This is a genomic window from Streptomyces sp. S4.7 (assembly GCF_010384365.1).
GTDB lineage: Bacteria > Actinomycetota > Actinomycetes > Streptomycetales > Streptomycetaceae > Streptomyces.
In genome coordinates, this window is the sequence record NZ_CP048397.1 from 1,842,880 (window position 1) to 1,860,947 (window position 18,068).

The following is an 18,068-nucleotide window of genomic DNA, read 5'->3' on the forward strand; positions in this document are numbered from 1 at the left end:
GTTCACCGGTCCGGACCTCCCGGCCGGACGCCGGGCGTCAGGCGTTGACCGGCTCCGGTGACGGCGCGTCGGAGCGCGGCGTACCGCCGCCACCGCTCCCGCCGTCTCCGCCGTCCCCGCCGCCGGACTTCGCCGCCCGCTTCGCCGCCTTCTTCTTGGCGCGCCGCTCCTTGCGGAGCTCGACCATCGAGTACAGCGTCGGCACCAGCAGCAGCGTCAGCAGCGTCGACGTCAGCAGACCGCCGATCACCACCACGGCCAGCGGCTGACCGATGAAGCCACCCTCGCCGGTGATCCCCATCGCCATCGGAAGCAGCGCGAAGATCGTGGCCAGCGCGGTCATCAGGATCGGCCGCAGACGGTGCCTGCCGCCCTCGACGACCGCCTCGACCACACCGAGCCCCTGCGCCCTGTACTGGTTGATCAGGTCGATCAGCACGATCGCGTTGGTCACCACGATGCCGATCAGCATCAGCATGCCGATCATCGCCGGCACGCCCAGCGGCGTACCCGTGACGAGCAGCAGTCCGATCGCGCCGGTCGCCGCGAACGGGATGGAGACCAGCAGGATCATCGGCTGGACCAGCGACTTGAACGTGCCGACCAGCAGCATGAAGACGATCGCGACGGCCGCCAGCATGGCGAGGCCCAGCTGGAGGAACGCCTCGTCCTGGTCCTCGGACACACCGCCGATGGAGGCGGTCGCCCCCTCCGGCAGGTCGAGCGCGCTGATCTTCGTCTGGAGCGTGGTGCCGACCGCGCCGGTGTTGTCACCGACGGGCTTGGCCGAGATCGTCGCGGCCCTGGAGCCGTCGATCCGGGTCATCGACAGCGGACCCGGAGCGAGCTTCACCTCGGCGATCTGACCGAGCTTCACACCGCCCAGCGGCAGCGCCTTCAGCTCGGCGATCGTCTTGGCGGGCTTCGCGGACGTGACGTACACGTCGCGCTCGGTGTCGCCGAGGATCGCCTTGCCGGACGGGGTGCCGCGTACGGCCTGACCGACGGCCATGCCGAGCGTGGCGTCGTTGAACCCGGCTTCGGCGGCCTTCTCGTTGGCCCTGACCGAGATGCGCGGGATGCTCTGCGCCAGGTCGCTCTGTACGTCGGTGACGTCGTCGATCCCGGCGACCTCGTCCCGTACCCGCTCGGCGGCCTTCGCCAGGGTCTGCGCGTCGGACGCCTTGACGACGACGCTCAGGTCCTGGCTGCCGAAGCCGTCGCCTGCCGCGATGGTCGTCTCACCTATGCCGTCGAGCTCGCCGAGGGCCTTGTCGATGGCGTCGCTGGTCTTCTCGTACGTCCCCGAGTCCTTCAGGGTCACCTGGTAGGACGCCTGGTTGGCACCCGTACCGCCGCCGAAGGCCGCCATGAAGCCGGAGGAGCCGACGGTGACCTGGTAGTCCTTGATCCCGTCGAAGCCCGCGAGGGTCTTCTCGACCTTCTTCGCCGCCTCGTCGGCCGCCTCCAGGCTGGTGCCCGGTGCCAACTCCTGCTTGACGGTGAGGACTTCCTGCTCACCCTGGTCGAAGAAGTTGGTCTTGAGCAACGGCGCCATGGCGAACGTGCCGAGCAGGACGACGAACGCCAGGACGACGCTGGTGATCCGGCGCCGGGTCGCGAAGCGCAGCACCTTGACGTACAGGCGCTGCATCCGGCTGTTGGACTCCTTCTCCTCCGCGATCCGCCGGGCCTCCTCCGCCTCCAGCCCGCGTACGGCCTTCGGTGCGCGCAGGAACCAGTACGAGAGCACGGGGACGACGGTGAGCGAGACGAGCAGCGACGCCAGCAGGGCCGCCGTGATCGTCAGCGAGAACGAGCCGAACAGCTCGCCCACCATGCCGCCCACGAGGCCGATCGGCAGGAACACCGCGACCGTGGTGAGCGTGGAGGCGGTGACCGCGCCCGCGACCTCCTTGACCGCGGAGATGATCGCGAACTCGCGCTCCTCGCCGTAGCCGAGATGCCGCTTGATGTTCTCCAGGACCACGATCGAGTCGTCGACGACGCGTCCGATCGCGATGGTCAGCGCGCCGAGCGTGAGCATGTTGAGCGACAGGTCGCGGGTCCACAGCACGATCAGCGCGAGGACGACCGAGAGCGGGATGGAGACCGCGGTGACCAGGGTGGAGCGGATCGAGGCCAGAAATACCAGGATGACCAGAACCGCGAAGAGCAGACCGAGCGCGCCCTCGGTCGTCAGGCCGGAGATCGACTTGGAGACGGCCGGGCCCTGGTCGCTGACCACGGTCAGTTCGGCGCCGTCGCCGAGGTCCTTGCGGAGATCCGGCAGCTTGTCCTTGACGGCGTCGGAGATGGCGACGGCGCTGCCGTCGTTGTCCATCGTGGCCATCACGGCGAGGCTGGGCTCACCGTTGGTACGGGTCAGGGACGTCGCCTCGGACGGCTCCTGTTCGACGGTGGCGATGTCACCCAGGCGTACGGGGCCGCTGCCCTGCCCGCCGCCCTGCGCGGGCGCGCCCGCCTGCGGACCGCCGACCCGCAGGTCCTCGATCTGCTTCAGGTCGGTGAAGCCGTCGCCGACCTGCACGGTGCGGCTCTTGCCGTCCTCGGAGAACGATCCCGCCGGGACGGTCACGCCGCCGGCCTTCAACGCCTCGGAGAGCGCCACGGTGTTGAGGCCCGCGGCCGCGAGCTTCTTCTCGTCGGGGGTGACGGAGACCTGGAGGTCCCTGACTCCGTCGATGGAGACCTGGCCCACGCCCTCGATGTCCTCGAGGGCCGGGACGACGGTGCGCTCCAGCCGGTCGGCGAGCGCCTGCTGGTCCTCGCCGGAGGAGGCGGCGAGAACGACGGTCGGGATGTCGTCCGTCGAGCCGGCCACGACCTGCGGGTCGACGTCCTCGGGGAGCTGGGCACGGGCGCGGTTGACGGCCTGCTGGATGTCGGCGACGAGCTGCTTCGAGTCGTCACCGCCGAAGTCGAAACTGGCCATGATCACGGCGTTGCCCTCGCTCGCCGTGGAGGTGACGCCCGTGATGCCGTCGACGGCCTCGATGGAGGCTTCGATCGGCTCGACGACCTGCTTCTCGACCACGTCGGGCGAAGCGCCCTGGTAGGGGGCGAGAACCGAGACCATCGGAAGTTCGATGGAGGGCAGCAGCTGCTGCTTGAGCTGGGGGATCGCGATCGCCCCGAAGACGAGCGCGATGATCGATATCAGCCCTGTCAGGGCCCGTTGCGCGAGGCTGAATCTGGACAGCCAGGACATGGGGTCTCTCTTCTGTGGTGTACGCGTTCAGAAGGGCGCAGGGCCCTTCTATACGATCTGCCATCCGACGCGGCCGATCGGGCGACCCCAGGTCGATTTCCTCACCCCCCGCATACCGCGCCTGTAGTACGCGGCGGTGGGTGCCTACTCCACCCTTGGACGTACCAGGCCCGATTCGTATGCGATTACCACCAATTGGGCCCTGTCCCGGGCGCCCAGTTTCGCCATGGCCCGGTTGACATGGGTCTTGACGGTGAGCGGGCTGACCACCAGACGCTCCGCGATCTCGTCGTTGGAGTGGCCGCCCGCGACGAGGACGAGTACCTCGCGCTCGCGCACCGTCAGGGCGGCGAGCCGCTGGGAGTACGCGGCCGAGTCCGGCCTCTCGCCCGCGCTCCCGCCCTGCGCGAGGAAGGTGGCGATGAGCCCCTTCGTCGCGACGGGCGACAGCAGGGCCTCACCGGCGGCGGCGATCCGGATGGCGTTGAGGAGTTCTTCGGGCTCGGCGCCCTTGCCGAGGAACCCGGAGGCGCCGGCGCGCAGCGACTGCACCACGTACTCGTCGACCTCGAAGGTCGTCAGCATGACCACCCTCACCCCGTCCAGCTCCGGATCGGCGCTGATCATGCGGGTGGCGGCGAGACCGTCCGTACCGGGCATGCGGATGTCCATCAGGACGACGTCGGCCTTCTCGGAGCGGGCCAGTGCCACGGCCTCGGCCCCGTCGGCGGCCTCCCCCACGACCTCCATGTCGGGCTCCGAGTCCACCAGTACCCGGAACGCGCTGCGCAGCAGTGTCTGGTCGTCGGCCAGCAGCACCCTGATCGTCATGTGTCCTCCCCCGTCCGGCCCGTACGCGCCGTACGGACCTTGACCGGAAGTATCGCCTGGGTACGGAAGCCGCCCCCGTAGTGGGGGCCCGCGGTGAGGGTGCCGCCGAGGGCGGTCACGCGCTCGCGCATCCCGAGGAGGCCGTGGCCGCTGCCGTCGGCGGGCTCGCCGGTGCCCGAGCCGTTGTCCAGGACGGTGACCTCGACGGTCGGGCCGACCCGTACGACGCTGACCTCGGCCTTGGCGCCGGGCCCCGCGTGCTTGCGCACATTGGTCAGCGCCTCCTGGATGATCCGGTACGCCGCGAGGTCGACGGCGGCGGGCAGCCGGGTGTCCGGGTCGCCGCGGGCCACGTCGACGGGCAGGCCCGCGTGCCGGAAGGTGCCGACGAGTTCGTCGAGGAGCGCGAGACCGGGGGCCGGTTCGGTGGGGGCCGCCGGGTCGCCGGACTGGCGGAGCAGCCCGACCGTGGCGCGCAGTTCGTTGAGTGCGGAGCGGCTGGCCTCGCGTACGTGCGCCAGTGCCTCCTTGGCCTGGTCGGGGCGCTTGTCCATGACGTGCGAGGCGACGCCCGCCTGGACGTTGACCAGCGCGATGTGGTGCGCGACGACGTCGTGCAGGTCGCGGGCGATCCGCAGCCGCTCCTCCGCGACCCGGCGGCGCGCCTCCTCCTCGCGGGTGCGTTCCGCGCGCTCGGCGCGCTCGCGGATGGCGTCGATGAAGGCGCGGCGGCTGCGTACGGCGTCGCCCGCGGCGCCGGCCATACCGGTCCAGGCGAAGATCCCCAGGTTCTCCTGCGCGTACCAGGGGGTGGGTCCGGAGAGCATCGCGGCGAGCGTCAGTGTGGCCATGGTGACCAGGCCGACCCGCCAGGTGGTGGGGCGGTCGGTGCGCGAGGCGACGGTGTAGAGGGCGATGACGCAGCTCATCGCGACCGGCGACACCGCGTCGTTCATCAGCAGTTCGGCGACGCTCACGGCTCCGGTGAAGACGAGCACGGGGAAGGGGTTGCGGCGCCGGAAGACGAGCGCGCCCGCTCCGATAACCATCAGGAGCACGCTGCGCAGCCCCGGGGCCTCCTGGGCCAGTGCGGGCAGCGCGTCGTGGCGTGAGCGCGGTTCGGCGAACGCGCCCGCCACCATGCAGACCAGTACGGCCGCGGCCAGCCCGGCGTCGAACGCGAGCGGGTGGGCCCGCAGCCAGCTTCTGACGCGGTCGAAGCCGGATCCGAGTGAGGTCACAGCCGACCACGGTACGCCGGTGGCCGGTTCGTCCGGCCCAGCACGATGCCCCGTGCGCGAAAGCACGGGGCATCGGGGGTGCCGGAGAGCGGAGTGCGGGACGGGCGGAAGGTCAGGGAGAGGGGATCAGACCGTCGTCGCTGAGCAGTGCGCGTACCTCTTCGAGGGTGGCGCCCGGCGCGGGCAGGATCAGCCCCGACGGCTCAAGGGAGTCGTCGGGCACCGGCTCGCCCAGTTCGCGCACCTTGTCGAGAAGCGCGTGGAAGGTCCGGCGGAAGCCGTCCCCGTCGTCCGCGTTGATCTCGGCGAGGAGTTCGTCGTCGAGCTTGTCCAGTTCGGCCAGGTGGCTGTCCGCGAGCTTCACCTGGCCCTCCCCCATGATCCGTACGATCATGACGCGCCCTTAGCTCTTGTCGAATTTGTTCGGAGTCCCCGAGGACTGCGCGTCGTCCTGCCGGTCGGCCGCACCACCCTCGATGGCCTGCTGCGACGACGATCCGCCGGCCAGCTCGGCCTTCATCCGCTGAAGCTCCAGCTCTACATCCGTACCACCGGAGATCCGGTCCAGCTCGGCGGCGATGTCGTCCTTGGCCAGCCCCGAGTGGTCGTCCAGGGCGCCGGACGCGAGCAGCTCGTCGATCGCGCCGGCCCGTGCCTGGAGCTGCGCGGTCTTGTCCTCGGCACGCTGGATGGCCATGCCGACGTCGCCCATCTCCTCGGAGATGCCCGAGAAGGCCTCCCCGATCCGAGTCTGCGCCTGCGCGGCCGTGTAGGTGGCCTTGATGGTCTCCTTCTTCGTACGGAAGGCGTCGACCTTGGCCTGGAGACGCTGGGCCGCGAGAGTGAGCTTCTCCTCCTCGCCCTGCAGCGTGGTGTGCTGCGTCTCCAGATCGGTGACCTGCTGCTGGAGCGCGGCGCGACGGGACAGCGCCTCACGCGCCAGATCCTCACGGCCGAGCGCCAGTGCCTTGCGGCCCTGGTCCTCCAGCTTGGTGGACTGGCCCTGGAGCTGGTTCAGCTGCAGTTCCAGCCGCTTGCGCGACGTGGCCACATCGGCGACACCGCGCCGTACCTTCTGAAGCAGCTCAAGCTGCTTCTGGTACGAGTAGTCGAGGGTTTCGCGCGGATCCTCAGCCCTGTCCAGGGCCTTGTTGGCCTTCGCGCGGAAGATCATTCCCATACGTTTCATCACACCGCTCATGGGCTTCGCGCGCCCCCTTCTGACGGACTCCGGATCCAGCACTCCTACAGAACCCACAGTACGGGCCCTGCCTCTATTACCGCACTGTTCGGGCACGGATGGGCTCATCCCCAAGGACGACTGACCCCCGCTCCGGTCCGGCGCAGGGAGTAGGTGATCTTCGGGGGCGGAGGGGGCTAAGTCCCCTCTGTACCAGTAAGGACGTCGTCCGTTGCCGGATCGTTCCCCTCGGGGGTGGGGCGCCGCAGGGGAACCCCGTACCCTTGGGCTTTGTGTTCCGTAGCCGCTCCAAGGACGAGAAGGCCCCCACCGGCAAGGTGACGGCGGACCTCTCCACGCAGACCCGTGACCCGCAGGCCCCGAAGGGCCGCCCGACCCCCAAGCGCAGTGAGGCCCAGACACAACGTCGCCGTGCCTCGACGACGCCGACCGACCGCAAGTCGGCGATGAAGAAGCAGCGCGAGGCGCGCCGTATCGATCTGGCGAAGCAGCGTCAGGCGCTGGCCAGCGGTGACGAGCGCTATCTGCCGGCCCGTGACAAGGGTCCGGTGCGCCGCTTCGTCCGCGACTACGTGGACGCGCGCTTCTGCATGGCCGAGTTCTTCCTGCCGCTCGCCGTGATCATCCTCGTACTGAGCATGGTCCGCGTCGGTCAGCTCCAGAACATCGCGCTGCTGCTCTGGCTGGGCATCATCGTGCTGATCGTCGTCGACTCCATCGGCATCTGGATCCGGCTGAAGAAGCAGCTCGCCATCCGCTTCCCGGACGAGCCCAAGCGCGGCGCCATCGCCTACGCCCTGATGCGTACGCTCCAGATGCGCCGACTGCGTCTGCCCAAGCCGCAGGTCAAGCGCGGGGACCGGCCCTGAGCACTGGGGCATCCGGTTTCGCGGGGGGCTCGGCCGAATGGCTGGCCGGACTGGAAGGGCTGCGCAACGTCGTCCGTCAGGAGCTGGTCTCCCGCCAGCTCGACGAACAGCTGACCTCGCGCTATCCGGTCGGACAGCGCCTGCGGGTCCTGGACGTCGGGATGGGCCAGGGCACCCAGGCCCTGCGCCTGGCGCGTGCCGGGCACACGGTGACCGGGCTGGAATCCGATCCCGCGATGATGGCGGTGGCTCGCGAATCGCTGGAGGTCGAGCCCGCCGGGATCCGTGAGCGGGTCAGACTGGTCGAGGGCGACGGCCTGCATACGGGTGTGCACTTCCTGCCGGGCAGCTTCGACGTGGTGCTCTGCCACGGAGTGCTGATGTATGTCGAGGAGCCGGACGCCATGCTCGCGGGTCTGGCCAGGATGCTGGCGCCCGGCGGACTGCTCTCACTGCTCGTACGGAACGCGGACGCGCTCGCCCTGCGGCCGGGCATCGCCGGGGACTGGGCGGGGGCGCTGGACGCCTTCGACTCCCCCTCGTACACGAACAGGATCGGTCTGCCGGTCCGCGCGGACCGGCTGTCCGCGCTGACGGCGACGCTCGCGGGGATCGCCGCTCCGCTGCACACCTGGTACGGGGTGCGCGTCTTCTCCGACAACATATCCAACGACGCCGAACCGCCCCCGCCCGCCGAACTGGAGCGGCTGCTGGCCGCGGAGGACCGGGCGGGCCGTACGGAGCCGTACCGCAGGGTCGCGGCGCTGCTGCACCTGTGCGGTGTGCGCGGGTGACGGCGACAGGGGGCCGCGGCGGTCAGGCGAACGGGCCCGCGCCGCGTCCGTACTGATGTGAGCGCCACGGGGACGACCGGGACGGTCCGGAACACGGACGCAGACGACGACACCACCGACGGGAGCACGGGCGGGAGCGCCGGCGGGAGTAGCGGCGAATCGGCGATCGGCGGCGCCGGGAAGACTCCGAAACTGTCCGCCGGGGAGACCTGGCGGGCCCTGTACGGGCACTTCCGGCCGCACCGGTGGACCGTGGCCCTCGGCGCGCTCTTCACCCTCGTCGGCGCCGCCACGGGGCTCGCGCAGCCGCTCGCGGCCAAGGCCCTGGTCGACCGGCTCGGTGAGAACGGTTCGATCACCGGGGTCCTGCTGCTGCTCGCCGCCCTGGTGGTGGTCGGCACGGCCGTCGAGGCGGTCGGCAGCTACATCCTGGAGCGGACCGCCGAATCCGTCGTCCTCGCCGCCCGGCGCACCCTCATCGGAAGGCTGCTGCGACTACGGCTCCCGGAGGTGGAGCGGACCCAGCCGGGCGACCTGATGTCCCGCGTCACCTCGGACACCACACTGCTGCGCGCCGTGACCACCCAGTCGATCGTCTCCGCCGCCACCGGCGGGCTTTCCTTCATCGCCACGATCGTGCTGATGGGGTTCATGGACCCGGTGCTGCTCGGCGTCACGCTCGGCGTGATCGTGCTGATCGGCGGCGCGTTCGCGCTCGTCCTGCCCAAGATCGCCCAGGCCACGCGGCGTTCGCAGGAGGCGGTCGGGCGGATCTCCACCGTCCTGGAACGGGCCTTCGGCGCCTTCCGCACGCTGAAGGCGTCCGGCGCCGAGGAACGGGAGGCCGCGATCGTGGAGACGGCCGCGCGGGACGCCTGGCGGCACGGCGTCAATTCCGCGAAGTGGCAGTCGCTGACCGCGTCCTCGGTCGGCCTCGCCGTCCAGGTGTCGTTCCTCGCCGTGCTCGGGATCGGCGGCGCGCGGGTCGCGTCCGGAGCGATCTCGATCTCGACCCTGATCGCCTTCCTGCTGTTCCTCTTCTATCTGATCGATCCGGTCTCACGGCTGGTCGACGCGGCGTCGCAGTACCAGGTCGGCACGGCGGCGATCGCCCGGATCATCGAGGCGGAGCGGCTGGAGACGGAACAGGTCGAACCTCCTGAGGAGGCGTCGGCGGACGGTGCTCGCGCCGCGGCCTCCGTCGTCTTCGACGACGTCACCTTCCGCTACCGCGACGGGCTTCCGCTCGTCCATCACGGCGTCTCCTTCGAGGTGCCGGGCGCCGGGATGACGGCCTTCGTCGGCCCCTCCGGTGCGGGCAAGACGACTGTGTTCGGACTGATCGAACGGTTCTACGAGGCGACGGGCGGCCGGATCCTGATCGACGGCAGGGACGTACGCGACTGGCCGCTGGGCGAACTGCGCGCGGCCATCGGCTACGTCGAGCAGGACGCGCCCGTCCTGGCGGGCACGCTCCGCGAGAATCTGCTGTTCGCCGCGCCCGGCGCCACCGACGAGCAGATCAGGGACATCCTCGTACGGACCAGGCTGGCAGGCGTCGTGGAGCGGTTGCCGGACGGGCTCGGGACACTCGTCGGGCACCGGGGCTCCAAGCTGTCCGGCGGCGAGCGTCAGCGCGTGGCGATCGCACGCGCGCTGCTGCGCGCGCCCCGGCTGCTGCTCCTGGACGAGGCGACGTCCCAGCTGGACGCGGTCAACGAGATGGCGCTGCGGGACGTGGTCGCCGAGGTGGCCGGGGACGTGACGGTGCTGGTGGTGGCCCACCGGCTGTCGACGGTCACGCTGGCGGACCGGATCGTGGTGATGGACGCGGGGCGGGTGCGGGCGGTGGGCACGCACGAGGAGTTGGTCAGGGACGATCCGCTGTACGGGGAACTGGCGGCGACACAGTTCCTGGCGTCGGCCGGCTGAACCGGGCCGATCCGATCGGACGGCCGGTCCGGCCGCGGGCGACCGGCGCCCGCGGCCGGACACGGACCCGCTGTCAGGCCTCGTCGGGCTGGGTCTCCGGGTCGGCCTGAAGGCTCATCGGCCCGTAGATCTTGGTGCCGTCGTCGAAGAGGAACACCTGGTCGGCGCCGCCCTCCAGCAGATCCTTCCACGCCTCACCGATCCAGGACTCGGCGTCGCCCTGTGTGGTGAACTCCTCCGGTTCCACGGCCGGCTGGACTTCCGTCCCGTCGGCCTTCTCGAACCGCCACGTCCACGCCATGTCCGCCTCCAGGGGCCCGCCGAAATGATCTGTTTGCTGCCCGCAGCGTAGCCGGGCGCGCACCCGGCGCGGTGACACGGAAGGATCGACCGCGTGGAACTGACTCTGCTCGGCACCGGAGCCCCCGACGGACTCCCCCGCCCCCACTGCCCCTGCGCCGCGTGCGCCACCGCCCGCGGCCCCTTCGCGCGGGCGGCGACCGCGCTGCTCGTGGACGGTGCGCTGCTGCTCGACCTCACCCCGGGCGCCGCGCTCGCCGCCGCCCGGGCCGGGCACTCGCTCAATGGCGTACGGCAGGTGCTGCTCACGCATCCGCACGACGGCCCGCCCGTCGAGCTGCCCGCCGGACTGCCGACGGCCGGCCGGGTCGCGGACGGGCGGGTGCTGACGCTGATCAGCGGGCACCGGGTGCGCGCCGTGCCGATGGACTCCCCCGGCACGGGGTACGAGGTGACGGCGCCGGGCGGCGAGCGGCTGCTGTATCTCCCGCCGGGCGGCGCCCCCGCGGGACTCCCGACCGGCAACGGGAACGGCGAAGCCGCCGGGACGGGCCGCTCCGGCGCCCGCGCCGCGCGGGACGCGGCGCCCGCGCCGTACGACATGCTCCTCGCCGATGTGATCGGCCGCCCCGACGCGGCGGCCCGGCTGCGCGCAGCCGGATCGGTCGGCCCGACCACCGATGTCATCGCCGTCCATATCGGCCACGACGTGCCGCCCGGCGACGAGTTGGACCGCAGGCTGGCGGCGGCGGGCGCGCGGGCCGTGCCGGACGGGACGACGCTGACGGTCGGCGAGTACCACGCCGTACCCGATCTGCCGCGCCGCACCCTGGTGACGGGCGGCGCGCGCTCCGGGAAGTCCTACGAGGCGGAGCGGCGGCTGGCCGCGTTTCCCGGCGTGCTGTACGTGGCGACGGGCGGCACGCGGGAGGGCGACCCGGAGTGGCGGGCCAGGGTCTTGGCGCACCGCGACCGCCGGCCGGGGTCCTGGCGGACCGCCGAGACCTGCGACCTGGCGCCGCTGCTCGCCGGTGAGGGCCCTCCCCTGCTCGTCGACTGTCTGTCGCTGTGGCTGACGGACGCGATGGACCGGGTGGACGCCTGGGACGACGCGGCGTGGGCCGCGGGCGGCGAGGAGGCGCTGCGGGAGCGGACGGGCGAACTGGTCGGCGCCGTGCGCGCGACGCGCCGCACGGTGGTCCTGGTGACCAACGAGGTCGGTTCGGGTGTGGTGCCCGCGACGGCCTCCGGCAGGCGTTTCCGGGACGAGTTGGGGCGGCTGAACGCGGCCGTGGCCGCCGAGTGCGCACACGTCCTGCTGGTCGTCGCCGGGCAGGCGATCGCACTGCGCGGCTGACGGCGGGCGGGCCGGTACGAGCGGCGGCGCTGCCGGTACTGTTCGGCGAATGAGCTCGCTGAATCTCGACGACTTCTCCGATCTGATCGAGCGCCCCGACGGCGGTCTGCGGCGTGACGCCGAGGAACGCCGAGAGCGGCTGACCGTCCCGCCCGGCGCGCTGGGGCGGCTCGACGAACTGGCCGAGTGGCTGTCGGCCGCCCAGGCGACCGTGCCCGTCAGGGCCATCGAGCAGCCGCGCGTGGTGCTCTTCGCCGGTGACCACGGTGTCGCCGCGCTGAACGTCTCGGCGCGCCCGGCCGGCGGCGCGCATCTGCTGGTGCGGGCGGTACTCGAGGGCGAGAGCCCGGTGGCCGTGCTGGCGCGCCGCGCGGGCGTACCGGTACGGATCGTGGACGCCGGTCTCGACTGCGATCCGGAGCTGCTTCCCACAGAGGTCGTGCGCCACCGGGTACGGCGCGGCAGCGGGCGTATCGACGTCGAGGACGCGCTGACGATCGAGGAGGCCGAGCAGGCCGTACGGCTCGGCATGGCGATCGCCGACGAGGAGGCCGACTCCGGCACGGATCTCGTCGTACTCGGCGATCTGAGTGTGGGCGGTACGACAGCGGCCGCCGCACTGATCGCGGCGCTGTGCGGCACGGACGCCTCCGTGGTCACGGGGCGCGGCGGCGCGGGGATCGACGACCTGGCGTGGATGCGCAAGTGCGCGGCGATCAGGGACGCGCTGCGCAGGGCGCGGCCGGTGCTGGGCGATCAGTTGGAACTGCTGGCGACGGTGGGCGGCGCGGATCTGGCGGCGACGACCGGGTTCCTGCTCCAGAGCGCGGTGCGGCGGATGCCGGTGATCCTGGACGGCGTCGTGTCGGCGGCGTGCGCGCTGGTCGGCCAGCGGGCGGCGTTCCGGGCGCCGGACTGGTGGCTCGCGGGCCAGGTGAGCGGGGAGCCGGCCCAGGGCAAGGCGCTGGACCGGATGGCGATCGATCCGCTGCTCGACCACGGGGTGATCGTGGGCGAGGGCACGGGGGCGCTCCTGGCACTGCCGATGGTGCGGGCCGCCGCGGCGCTGGCGGCGGAACTGCCAGAGCGGCCAGAGCCTGTCGGCACGGAGGCGGCCGCGGCGGAGAGCGCCGGCATCGAGGACGTCACCTAGGCGGTGTCCTGTCGATCAGGCCGGATCGGGGAGCGCCCGCCGCGGCAGCGGCTGATGTCACGTCGGTGACCGACGACAACGCAGGGGGCACCGGGGAGAGGCGCGGCACCGGGGACCGCGAGCCCGGCAAGACGCCCCCGAGGGGGTCCGGAAAGTAGCGCCGTCCGCCCGCAGGGCGGGGCACGCGGCGGATGGTGCGGTGCACCGCAGGGCGGAGGATCGGTCCCGTACCGGCCGCGCTCGGCCGAGTGCGGCAACGCAGGGGCCACCTCCCGTGCCCCCTCGCGGGCTGCGCGGCAACGGGCCGTGCCGGGCGTCGCGGGGCGGGCGGGGCTTTGACGACAGGCCCCAGCGCAGTCGGCACCCGGCGTTCGTCGCGCCGCGGGGCCACGGCGTCGCGGGAGGGACGGCGCGGCCCCCGGTGGCGACCGGGCCCGGCCTCGGAGCCGTAAATCCGTGAGTTCTCCGGCCGCACGGCCGCCCGCACGCCTCAGCGCGGCGGGGCGGGTGTCGCGGCCCGCTTCCGCTCGTCGTCCGGGGCGCCGCCGATCCAGTCCTGGACGCGGCGGCGCGGAGCGGACCAGCGGCGGTCGCGGTGGTACGCGCGCAGCGTCATGCGGGCGCGCGCCCGGTGGCGGCGACGGTAGAAGCGGCGGGCCCACGGCGACCCCGGCCGCGCCAGCCTCAGCGCGGCGACGATCGCCACCGGGGGCACCAGCGTGCCCACGAGCGCCATCCAGAGCTTCCCCTTGGACAGCGCGATCAGTACGAAGACGAAGCTCAGGACGAGACTCAGCAGGAGCGAGGTCCGGTCCTGCCGTTCCTCCGGCGAGAGCGAGTCCACGCCGAGCGGCGAGAAGCCGCTCAGTACGAGGAGCGCGAGCGCGGCGGCGAGGACCACGACCTCCACGCTCCGCCGGCCCTGCTCGGTCCAGTACACGTCGTCCAGATGCAGGATCAGCGCGAACTCGTCGAGGACCAGACCGGCGCCGATCCCGAAGATCACCGCGCACACCGCCGCCCCGACGCCGTGTCTGCCGCTGCCGACCGCGCCGAAGCCGCCGATCACCATGAGCACCACGCCGGGCACCACGTGGTGGATGTGCATCCCGCCGGGCCGGACGTTGCGGAACGGACCCTTCCCCGCCCTGATGAGCCGGGTGATCATCCGCGTGACCATGAAGGTCAGCACGAAGGAGACCAGCGCGAGCAGCATGGGCACCTTGCCCGGCTCGACGAAGTTCTGATGGAACCAGGAACCCATGCACCCGCCTTCGCTCCGGCCCGCCCCATGTACCTTTTCGACCTGTTCTGCGTATCCATGGGCAATCTATCGCCTGGGTACCCGTCCGCCCGCCCACCTCGTCCCGGCTACTGTTCGCGCGATGAGCGCCCCCCGTTCCACACACGCGGCGGCCGACGGCATACGGTTCGCCTTCGGCACGCTCACGGCGCTCCCGGTCCGGGTCACCCGCTGGGACCGCGACGCCGCCCGCGCCGGGATGCTGGCGGCGCCGCTGGCCGGTCTCGTCGTCGGCCTCTGCGCGGCCGCCGTCGGCGGTCTGCTGCTCCTTGCCGGCGCCGGCGCGCCGCTCGCCGCCGTGGCCACCACCGCCGTCCCGGCCGTGCTCACCCGGGGGCTGCATCTGGACGGTCTGGCCGACACCGCCGACGGCCTGGGCAGTGCGAAACCGGCCGATGACGCACTGCGGATCATGAAGCGGTCGGACATCGGCCCGTTCGGTGTGATCACCCTGCTGCTCGTCCTGCTGGCGCAGGTGGCCGCGCTGACGGAGCTGTACGACGAGGGCTGGGCGTACGGCGCCGTCGCCGCCGCCCTCGCGGCCGTCACCGCGCGGCTCGCCCTCACGCTGGCCGCGCGTGGCGGCGTGCCGCCCGCACGGCCCGACGGGCTGGGCGCCGCCGTCGCGGGCTCCGTGCCCGCGCGGACGGCGGTGCTCGCCGCGCTGCTGGTGACGGCGGTCGCCGCCGCGGCGTGCGGCGGCCTGTTCGGCTGGTACGGCGCCCTGCACCACGCCCTGGCCCTGGCCGCCGGTCTCGCGGCCGCCCAGTCGCTTCTCGCGCACTGCGCGCGCCGCTTCGGCGGTGTCACGGGGGACGTCTTCGGCGCTCTCGCCGAGACGGCGGCCACCGCGGCCCTGGTCGTCCTGACACTGGGCTGACGGGCCTTCAGCCGAAATCCCCTCAGCAGGCCCGGCGCCAGACCCCCAGGTCGTACTCCTTCAGCATCGCGCTGAGCTTCAGCCGCCTCGTCTCGGGACAGAACTCCCGCGTCGACAGCTCGTACTCCACGTGAAAGACCGCTTTCCCCGCCTCGATGAACGGCGTCAGTCCGGCGCACTCGTCGTACTGCGCGCACTGTTCGTTGACCGCGAAGTCGAAGTCCCCGACCAGTTCCGGGATTTGGGGGAGGTCGTTCTTGAGGCCGACGGACAGCCCGCGTTCATGCGCGAGGCGGGCCACGAGCCGGTTGTAGCGGAGCTGGTCGGCGGCGGTGAGGGGGAATCCCGTGGGGTTTCGGTAGCCGTCCATGTTGTCGGGCTCCACCGCGTCGAAGCCCTTCTTCCTGCACATGTCGATCCGTTCGGCCATCAGCGGGCCGAGGACGTCCGTACGGCGGATGTCCAGCCACCGCTCGCCCTCCCAGCCGTTCCCCTTGCCCAGCAGGGACTTGGGGAACTTCGCGGCGTCCGGCCGGAAGTCCTCCCAGGCGCCGGTGGAGAGGTAGCAGATGACCTTGCGTCCCCGGCGGTGGAGATCGGCGACCGCCGACGCGGGATGGTCGAAGCCGTCGATGTCGTAGACGGGGACGTCGACCGTGGGGTCCAGGGCGCCGCTGAGCTGCCACTGCCAGTCGAGCCCCGGCTCGGGCCGCCAGCGCTCCCCCGCGCTCCCGTTGGGGCCGTCTTCCCGGCCCGGGGCCGCGTCGGGCCGGGTGTCACCGGCGCAGCCGCCCACGAGCAGCAGCGACACGAGGAGCAGGACAGGGGCAAGCGGGCTTTTCACGGCTGTCGCGGGTCCTTCGCGCTCGGTTCATGATCGTCGGGCCTGGGCCCGTCCCAGCAGATCACACACGGACCGCACGGGAACCGCGTACGGTTCCGGCCGGGCACGACCGCCGCCGTAAAAGAGGGCGTGCACCGCGCGTAGGCTCGTTCCAGGTGTTCCGCAGGCCGAATCACGACGCGGCGGGCACGGCCGGGCCTGCGAAAGACCGGCACCCGCCGAAGAACTTCTATGGAAGCGAGATTTCACCACCGTGACTGCTCTCACTCTCAGCACAGCCGGCGCGGCGACGTTGCGCGCCGACGCGATCGTCGTCGGCGTCGCCAAGGGCGCGAAGGGCCCGACCGTCGCGCCGGGCGCCGAGGCCGTGGACAAGGCGTACGACGGCAAGCTCGCCTCCGTCCTGGAGTCCCTCGGCGCCACGGGTGCCGAGGGCGAGGCGACCAAGCTCCCCGCGCCGTCCGGCCTCAAGGTCCCGATCGTCATCGCCGTCGGCCTCGGCACCGCCCCGGAGAAGGACGAGGCGTACGGCGCCGAGACCCTCCGCCGCGCCGCCGGTGTCGCCGCCCGCACGCTCTCCGGTGCCAAGAAGGGCGCGTTCGCGCTTCCCCTGGAGGGGGCCGAGGACATCGAGGCCGTCGCGGAGGGCGCGCTGCTCGGCGCGTACGCCTTCACCTCCTACCGCGGTACGGAGAAGTCCGCCAAGTCCGCCGGCGACAAGGGCGACGGCGGTGTGAAGCAGGCGCTCGGCGAGGTCACCCTGCTCGGCGCGAAGCCGCGCGACAAGGCGCACAAGGCCGCGGTCGAGCGCGCGGTCTCGCTGACCGAGGAGATCAACCGCGCCCGCGACCTGATCAACACCCCGCCGAACGACCTCTACCCGGAGACGTTCGCCGCCATCGCGACGGCGGCCGGCAAGGAGCACGGCGTCAAGGTCCAGGTCACCGACGAGAAGGCGCTCGTCAAGGGCGGCTACGGCGGTCTTCTCGGCGTCGGCAAGGGTTCGGAGCACGGCCCGCGTCTCGTGCGCCTGGAGTACACGCACGCCAAGGCGAAGAAGACGATCGCCCTCGTCGGCAAGGGCATCACCTACGACTCGGGCGGCATCTCGCTCAAGCCTCCGGGCCACAACGAGACGATGAAGTGCGACATGAGCGGCGCCGCCGCCGTCCTCGCCGCCGTCGTCTCGGCCGCCCGCCTCGGCCTCCAGGTCAATGTGACCGGCTGGCTCGCGCTCGCCGAGAACATGCCGTCGGGCACCGCTACGCGCCCCGGCGACGTCCTGCGCATGTACAGCGGCAAGACCGTCGAGGTCCTGAACACCGACGCCGAGGGCCGGCTCGTCCTCGCGGACGCGATCACCCGCGCCTCCGAGGAGAAGCCCGACGCGATCATCGACGTGGCGACGCTGACCGGCGCCATGGTCGTGGCGCTCGGCAGCCGCACCTTCGGCATCATGTCGAACGACGAGGCGTTCCGTACCTCCGTGCACGAGATCGCCGAGGAGGTCGGCGAGGCGTCCTGGCCGATGCCGCTCCCGACCGAGCTGCGCAAGGGCATGGACTCCCCCACCGCCGACATCGCGAACATGGGTGAGCGGATGGGCGGCGGCCTGGTCGCCGGACTCTTCCTGAAGGAGTTCGTGGGCGAGGGCATCACCTGGGCGCACCTCGACATCGCCGGCCCGGCCTTCCACGAAGGCGCGCCGTACGGCTACACGCCCAAGGGCGGTACGGGCGCGTCGATCCGCACGCTGGTCAGGCTCGCCGAGCGCACCGCCGCGGGCGACCTGGGCTGACCGGGGCGGCCGGCTCCCCGGCCGCCGCCGGGAATGTGCGGCCCGCCCCGCGGGTTCCGGCTGCGTACCGGGGCTCGCGGGGCGGGCCCCCGCGCCTCCGGCGAAACCCGTCCGGTCCGACGCCGGACGTCCCGGCGTCGGACCCGGGATGTGCCCGCGACGTGTGTACGGCGTACGGTCGGGCATCCGCACGGGCACGCGTACGGCACCGTACGAGTCAGTAACCCCTGATCGCGGCCGACCCGGCCGTCTCAGACCCCGGCCCCGCGTCCCGCCGCCCTCCGACAAGTGCGAAGATGGGTTCTCGGCAGGACAGGGCCCCCACCACAGGGC

15 protein-coding genes are annotated in these 18,068 nt (G+C 72.1%); 7 read left to right on the top strand and 8 right to left on the bottom strand.

What is annotated here, in order from left to right; genetic code table 11:
• Positions 1-37: 37 nt before the first annotated feature.
• The 5 genes from SSPS47_RS08130 to SSPS47_RS08150 all read right to left on the bottom strand — a co-directional run bounded on the left by SSPS47_RS08130 (position 38) and on the right by SSPS47_RS08150 (position 6,505).
• A complete protein-coding gene (locus tag SSPS47_RS08130) occupies positions 38-3,232 on the bottom strand; it encodes an efflux RND transporter permease subunit (RefSeq protein ID WP_164249841.1) in 3,195 nt (1,064 codons plus the stop codon).
• A gap of 144 nt (positions 3,233-3,376) precedes the next feature.
• A complete protein-coding gene (locus SSPS47_RS08135) occupies positions 3,377-4,063 on the bottom strand; it encodes a response regulator transcription factor (protein WP_147872599.1) in 687 nt (228 codons plus the stop codon).
• A complete protein-coding gene (locus SSPS47_RS08140) occupies positions 4,060-5,304 on the bottom strand; it encodes a sensor histidine kinase (protein ID WP_164249843.1) in 1,245 nt (414 codons plus the stop codon). Before SSPS47_RS08140 ends, SSPS47_RS08135 begins: the two co-directional genes overlap by 4 nt.
• A 112-nt stretch (positions 5,305-5,416) precedes the next feature.
• Positions 5,417-5,698 (bottom strand): hypothetical protein, encoded by a 282-nt coding sequence (locus SSPS47_RS08145; RefSeq protein WP_078077724.1) that lies wholly within the window; start codon positions 5,696-5,698, stop codon positions 5,417-5,419.
• A 9-nt stretch (positions 5,699-5,707) separates the two neighbouring features.
• The gene (locus SSPS47_RS08150) at positions 5,708-6,505 is read right to left on the bottom strand and encodes a PspA/IM30 family protein (RefSeq protein WP_164249845.1); all 798 of its coding nucleotides are present in this window, start codon (positions 6,503-6,505) and stop codon (positions 5,708-5,710) included.
• A 272-nt stretch (positions 6,506-6,777) separates the two neighbouring features.
• On the opposite strand from SSPS47_RS08150, the gene SSPS47_RS08155 reads away from it, so the two are divergent.
• The 3 genes from SSPS47_RS08155 (at position 6,778) to SSPS47_RS08165 (ending at position 10,100) form a co-directional block, all read left to right on the top strand.
• Positions 6,778-7,374 (top strand): DUF3043 domain-containing protein, encoded by a 597-nt coding sequence (locus SSPS47_RS08155; RefSeq protein WP_164249847.1) that lies wholly within the window; start codon positions 6,778-6,780, stop codon positions 7,372-7,374.
• Between the two features lie 41 nt (positions 7,375-7,415).
• Entirely contained in the window at positions 7,416-8,168 is a 753-nt protein-coding gene (locus SSPS47_RS08160; protein WP_239065230.1) for a methyltransferase domain-containing protein, read from the top strand.
• A 165-nt stretch (positions 8,169-8,333) separates the two neighbouring features.
• Positions 8,334-10,100 carry an ABC transporter ATP-binding protein gene (locus tag SSPS47_RS08165; protein WP_164254444.1) on the top strand — a complete coding sequence of 589 codons (1,767 nt, stop codon included), beginning with the start codon at positions 8,334-8,336 and terminating at the stop codon, positions 10,098-10,100.
• 73 nt (positions 10,101-10,173) lie between these two features.
• On the opposite strand, the gene SSPS47_RS08170 is transcribed toward SSPS47_RS08165, so the two are convergent.
• Complete coding sequence (locus SSPS47_RS08170; RefSeq protein WP_078077720.1) at positions 10,174-10,401, bottom strand: hypothetical protein; 228 nt, start codon at positions 10,399-10,401, stop codon at positions 10,174-10,176.
• A 93-nt stretch (positions 10,402-10,494) separates the two neighbouring features.
• Between SSPS47_RS08170 and SSPS47_RS08175 the strand changes: the two genes are divergently transcribed.
• Complete coding sequence (locus SSPS47_RS08175; RefSeq protein WP_164249849.1) at positions 10,495-11,757, top strand: bifunctional adenosylcobinamide kinase/adenosylcobinamide-phosphate guanylyltransferase; 1,263 nt, start codon at positions 10,495-10,497, stop codon at positions 11,755-11,757.
• Between the two features lie 58 nt (positions 11,758-11,815).
• Positions 11,816-12,910, top strand: coding sequence for a nicotinate-nucleotide--dimethylbenzimidazole phosphoribosyltransferase (cobT, locus tag SSPS47_RS08180; protein ID WP_203558044.1), 1,095 nt, complete (start codon positions 11,816-11,818; stop codon positions 12,908-12,910).
• Between the two features lie 490 nt (positions 12,911-13,400).
• On the opposite strand, the gene SSPS47_RS08185 is transcribed toward cobT, so the two are convergent.
• Positions 13,401-14,174: a hypothetical protein gene (locus SSPS47_RS08185; protein WP_147872609.1), complete on the bottom strand. Its 774-nt coding sequence runs from the start codon at positions 14,172-14,174 to the stop codon at positions 13,401-13,403.
• Positions 14,175-14,295: 121 nt separating this feature from the next.
• On the opposite strand from SSPS47_RS08185, the gene SSPS47_RS08190 reads away from it, so the two are divergent.
• Positions 14,296-15,093 (top strand): adenosylcobinamide-GDP ribazoletransferase, encoded by a 798-nt coding sequence (locus SSPS47_RS08190; protein ID WP_164249853.1) that lies wholly within the window; start codon positions 14,296-14,298, stop codon positions 15,091-15,093.
• 22 nt (positions 15,094-15,115) lie between these two features.
• Here the strand turns inward: SSPS47_RS08190 and SSPS47_RS08195 are convergent, their stop codons facing one another.
• Complete coding sequence (locus SSPS47_RS08195; protein WP_164249855.1) at positions 15,116-15,937, bottom strand: endo alpha-1,4 polygalactosaminidase; 822 nt, start codon at positions 15,935-15,937, stop codon at positions 15,116-15,118.
• Between the two features lie 253 nt (positions 15,938-16,190).
• Between SSPS47_RS08195 and SSPS47_RS08200 the strand changes: the two genes are divergently transcribed.
• Positions 16,191-17,735, top strand: a complete 1,545-nt coding sequence (locus tag SSPS47_RS08200) for a leucyl aminopeptidase (RefSeq protein ID WP_147872615.1) — start codon at positions 16,191-16,193, stop codon at positions 17,733-17,735.
• Positions 17,736-18,068 lie beyond the last annotated feature (333 nt).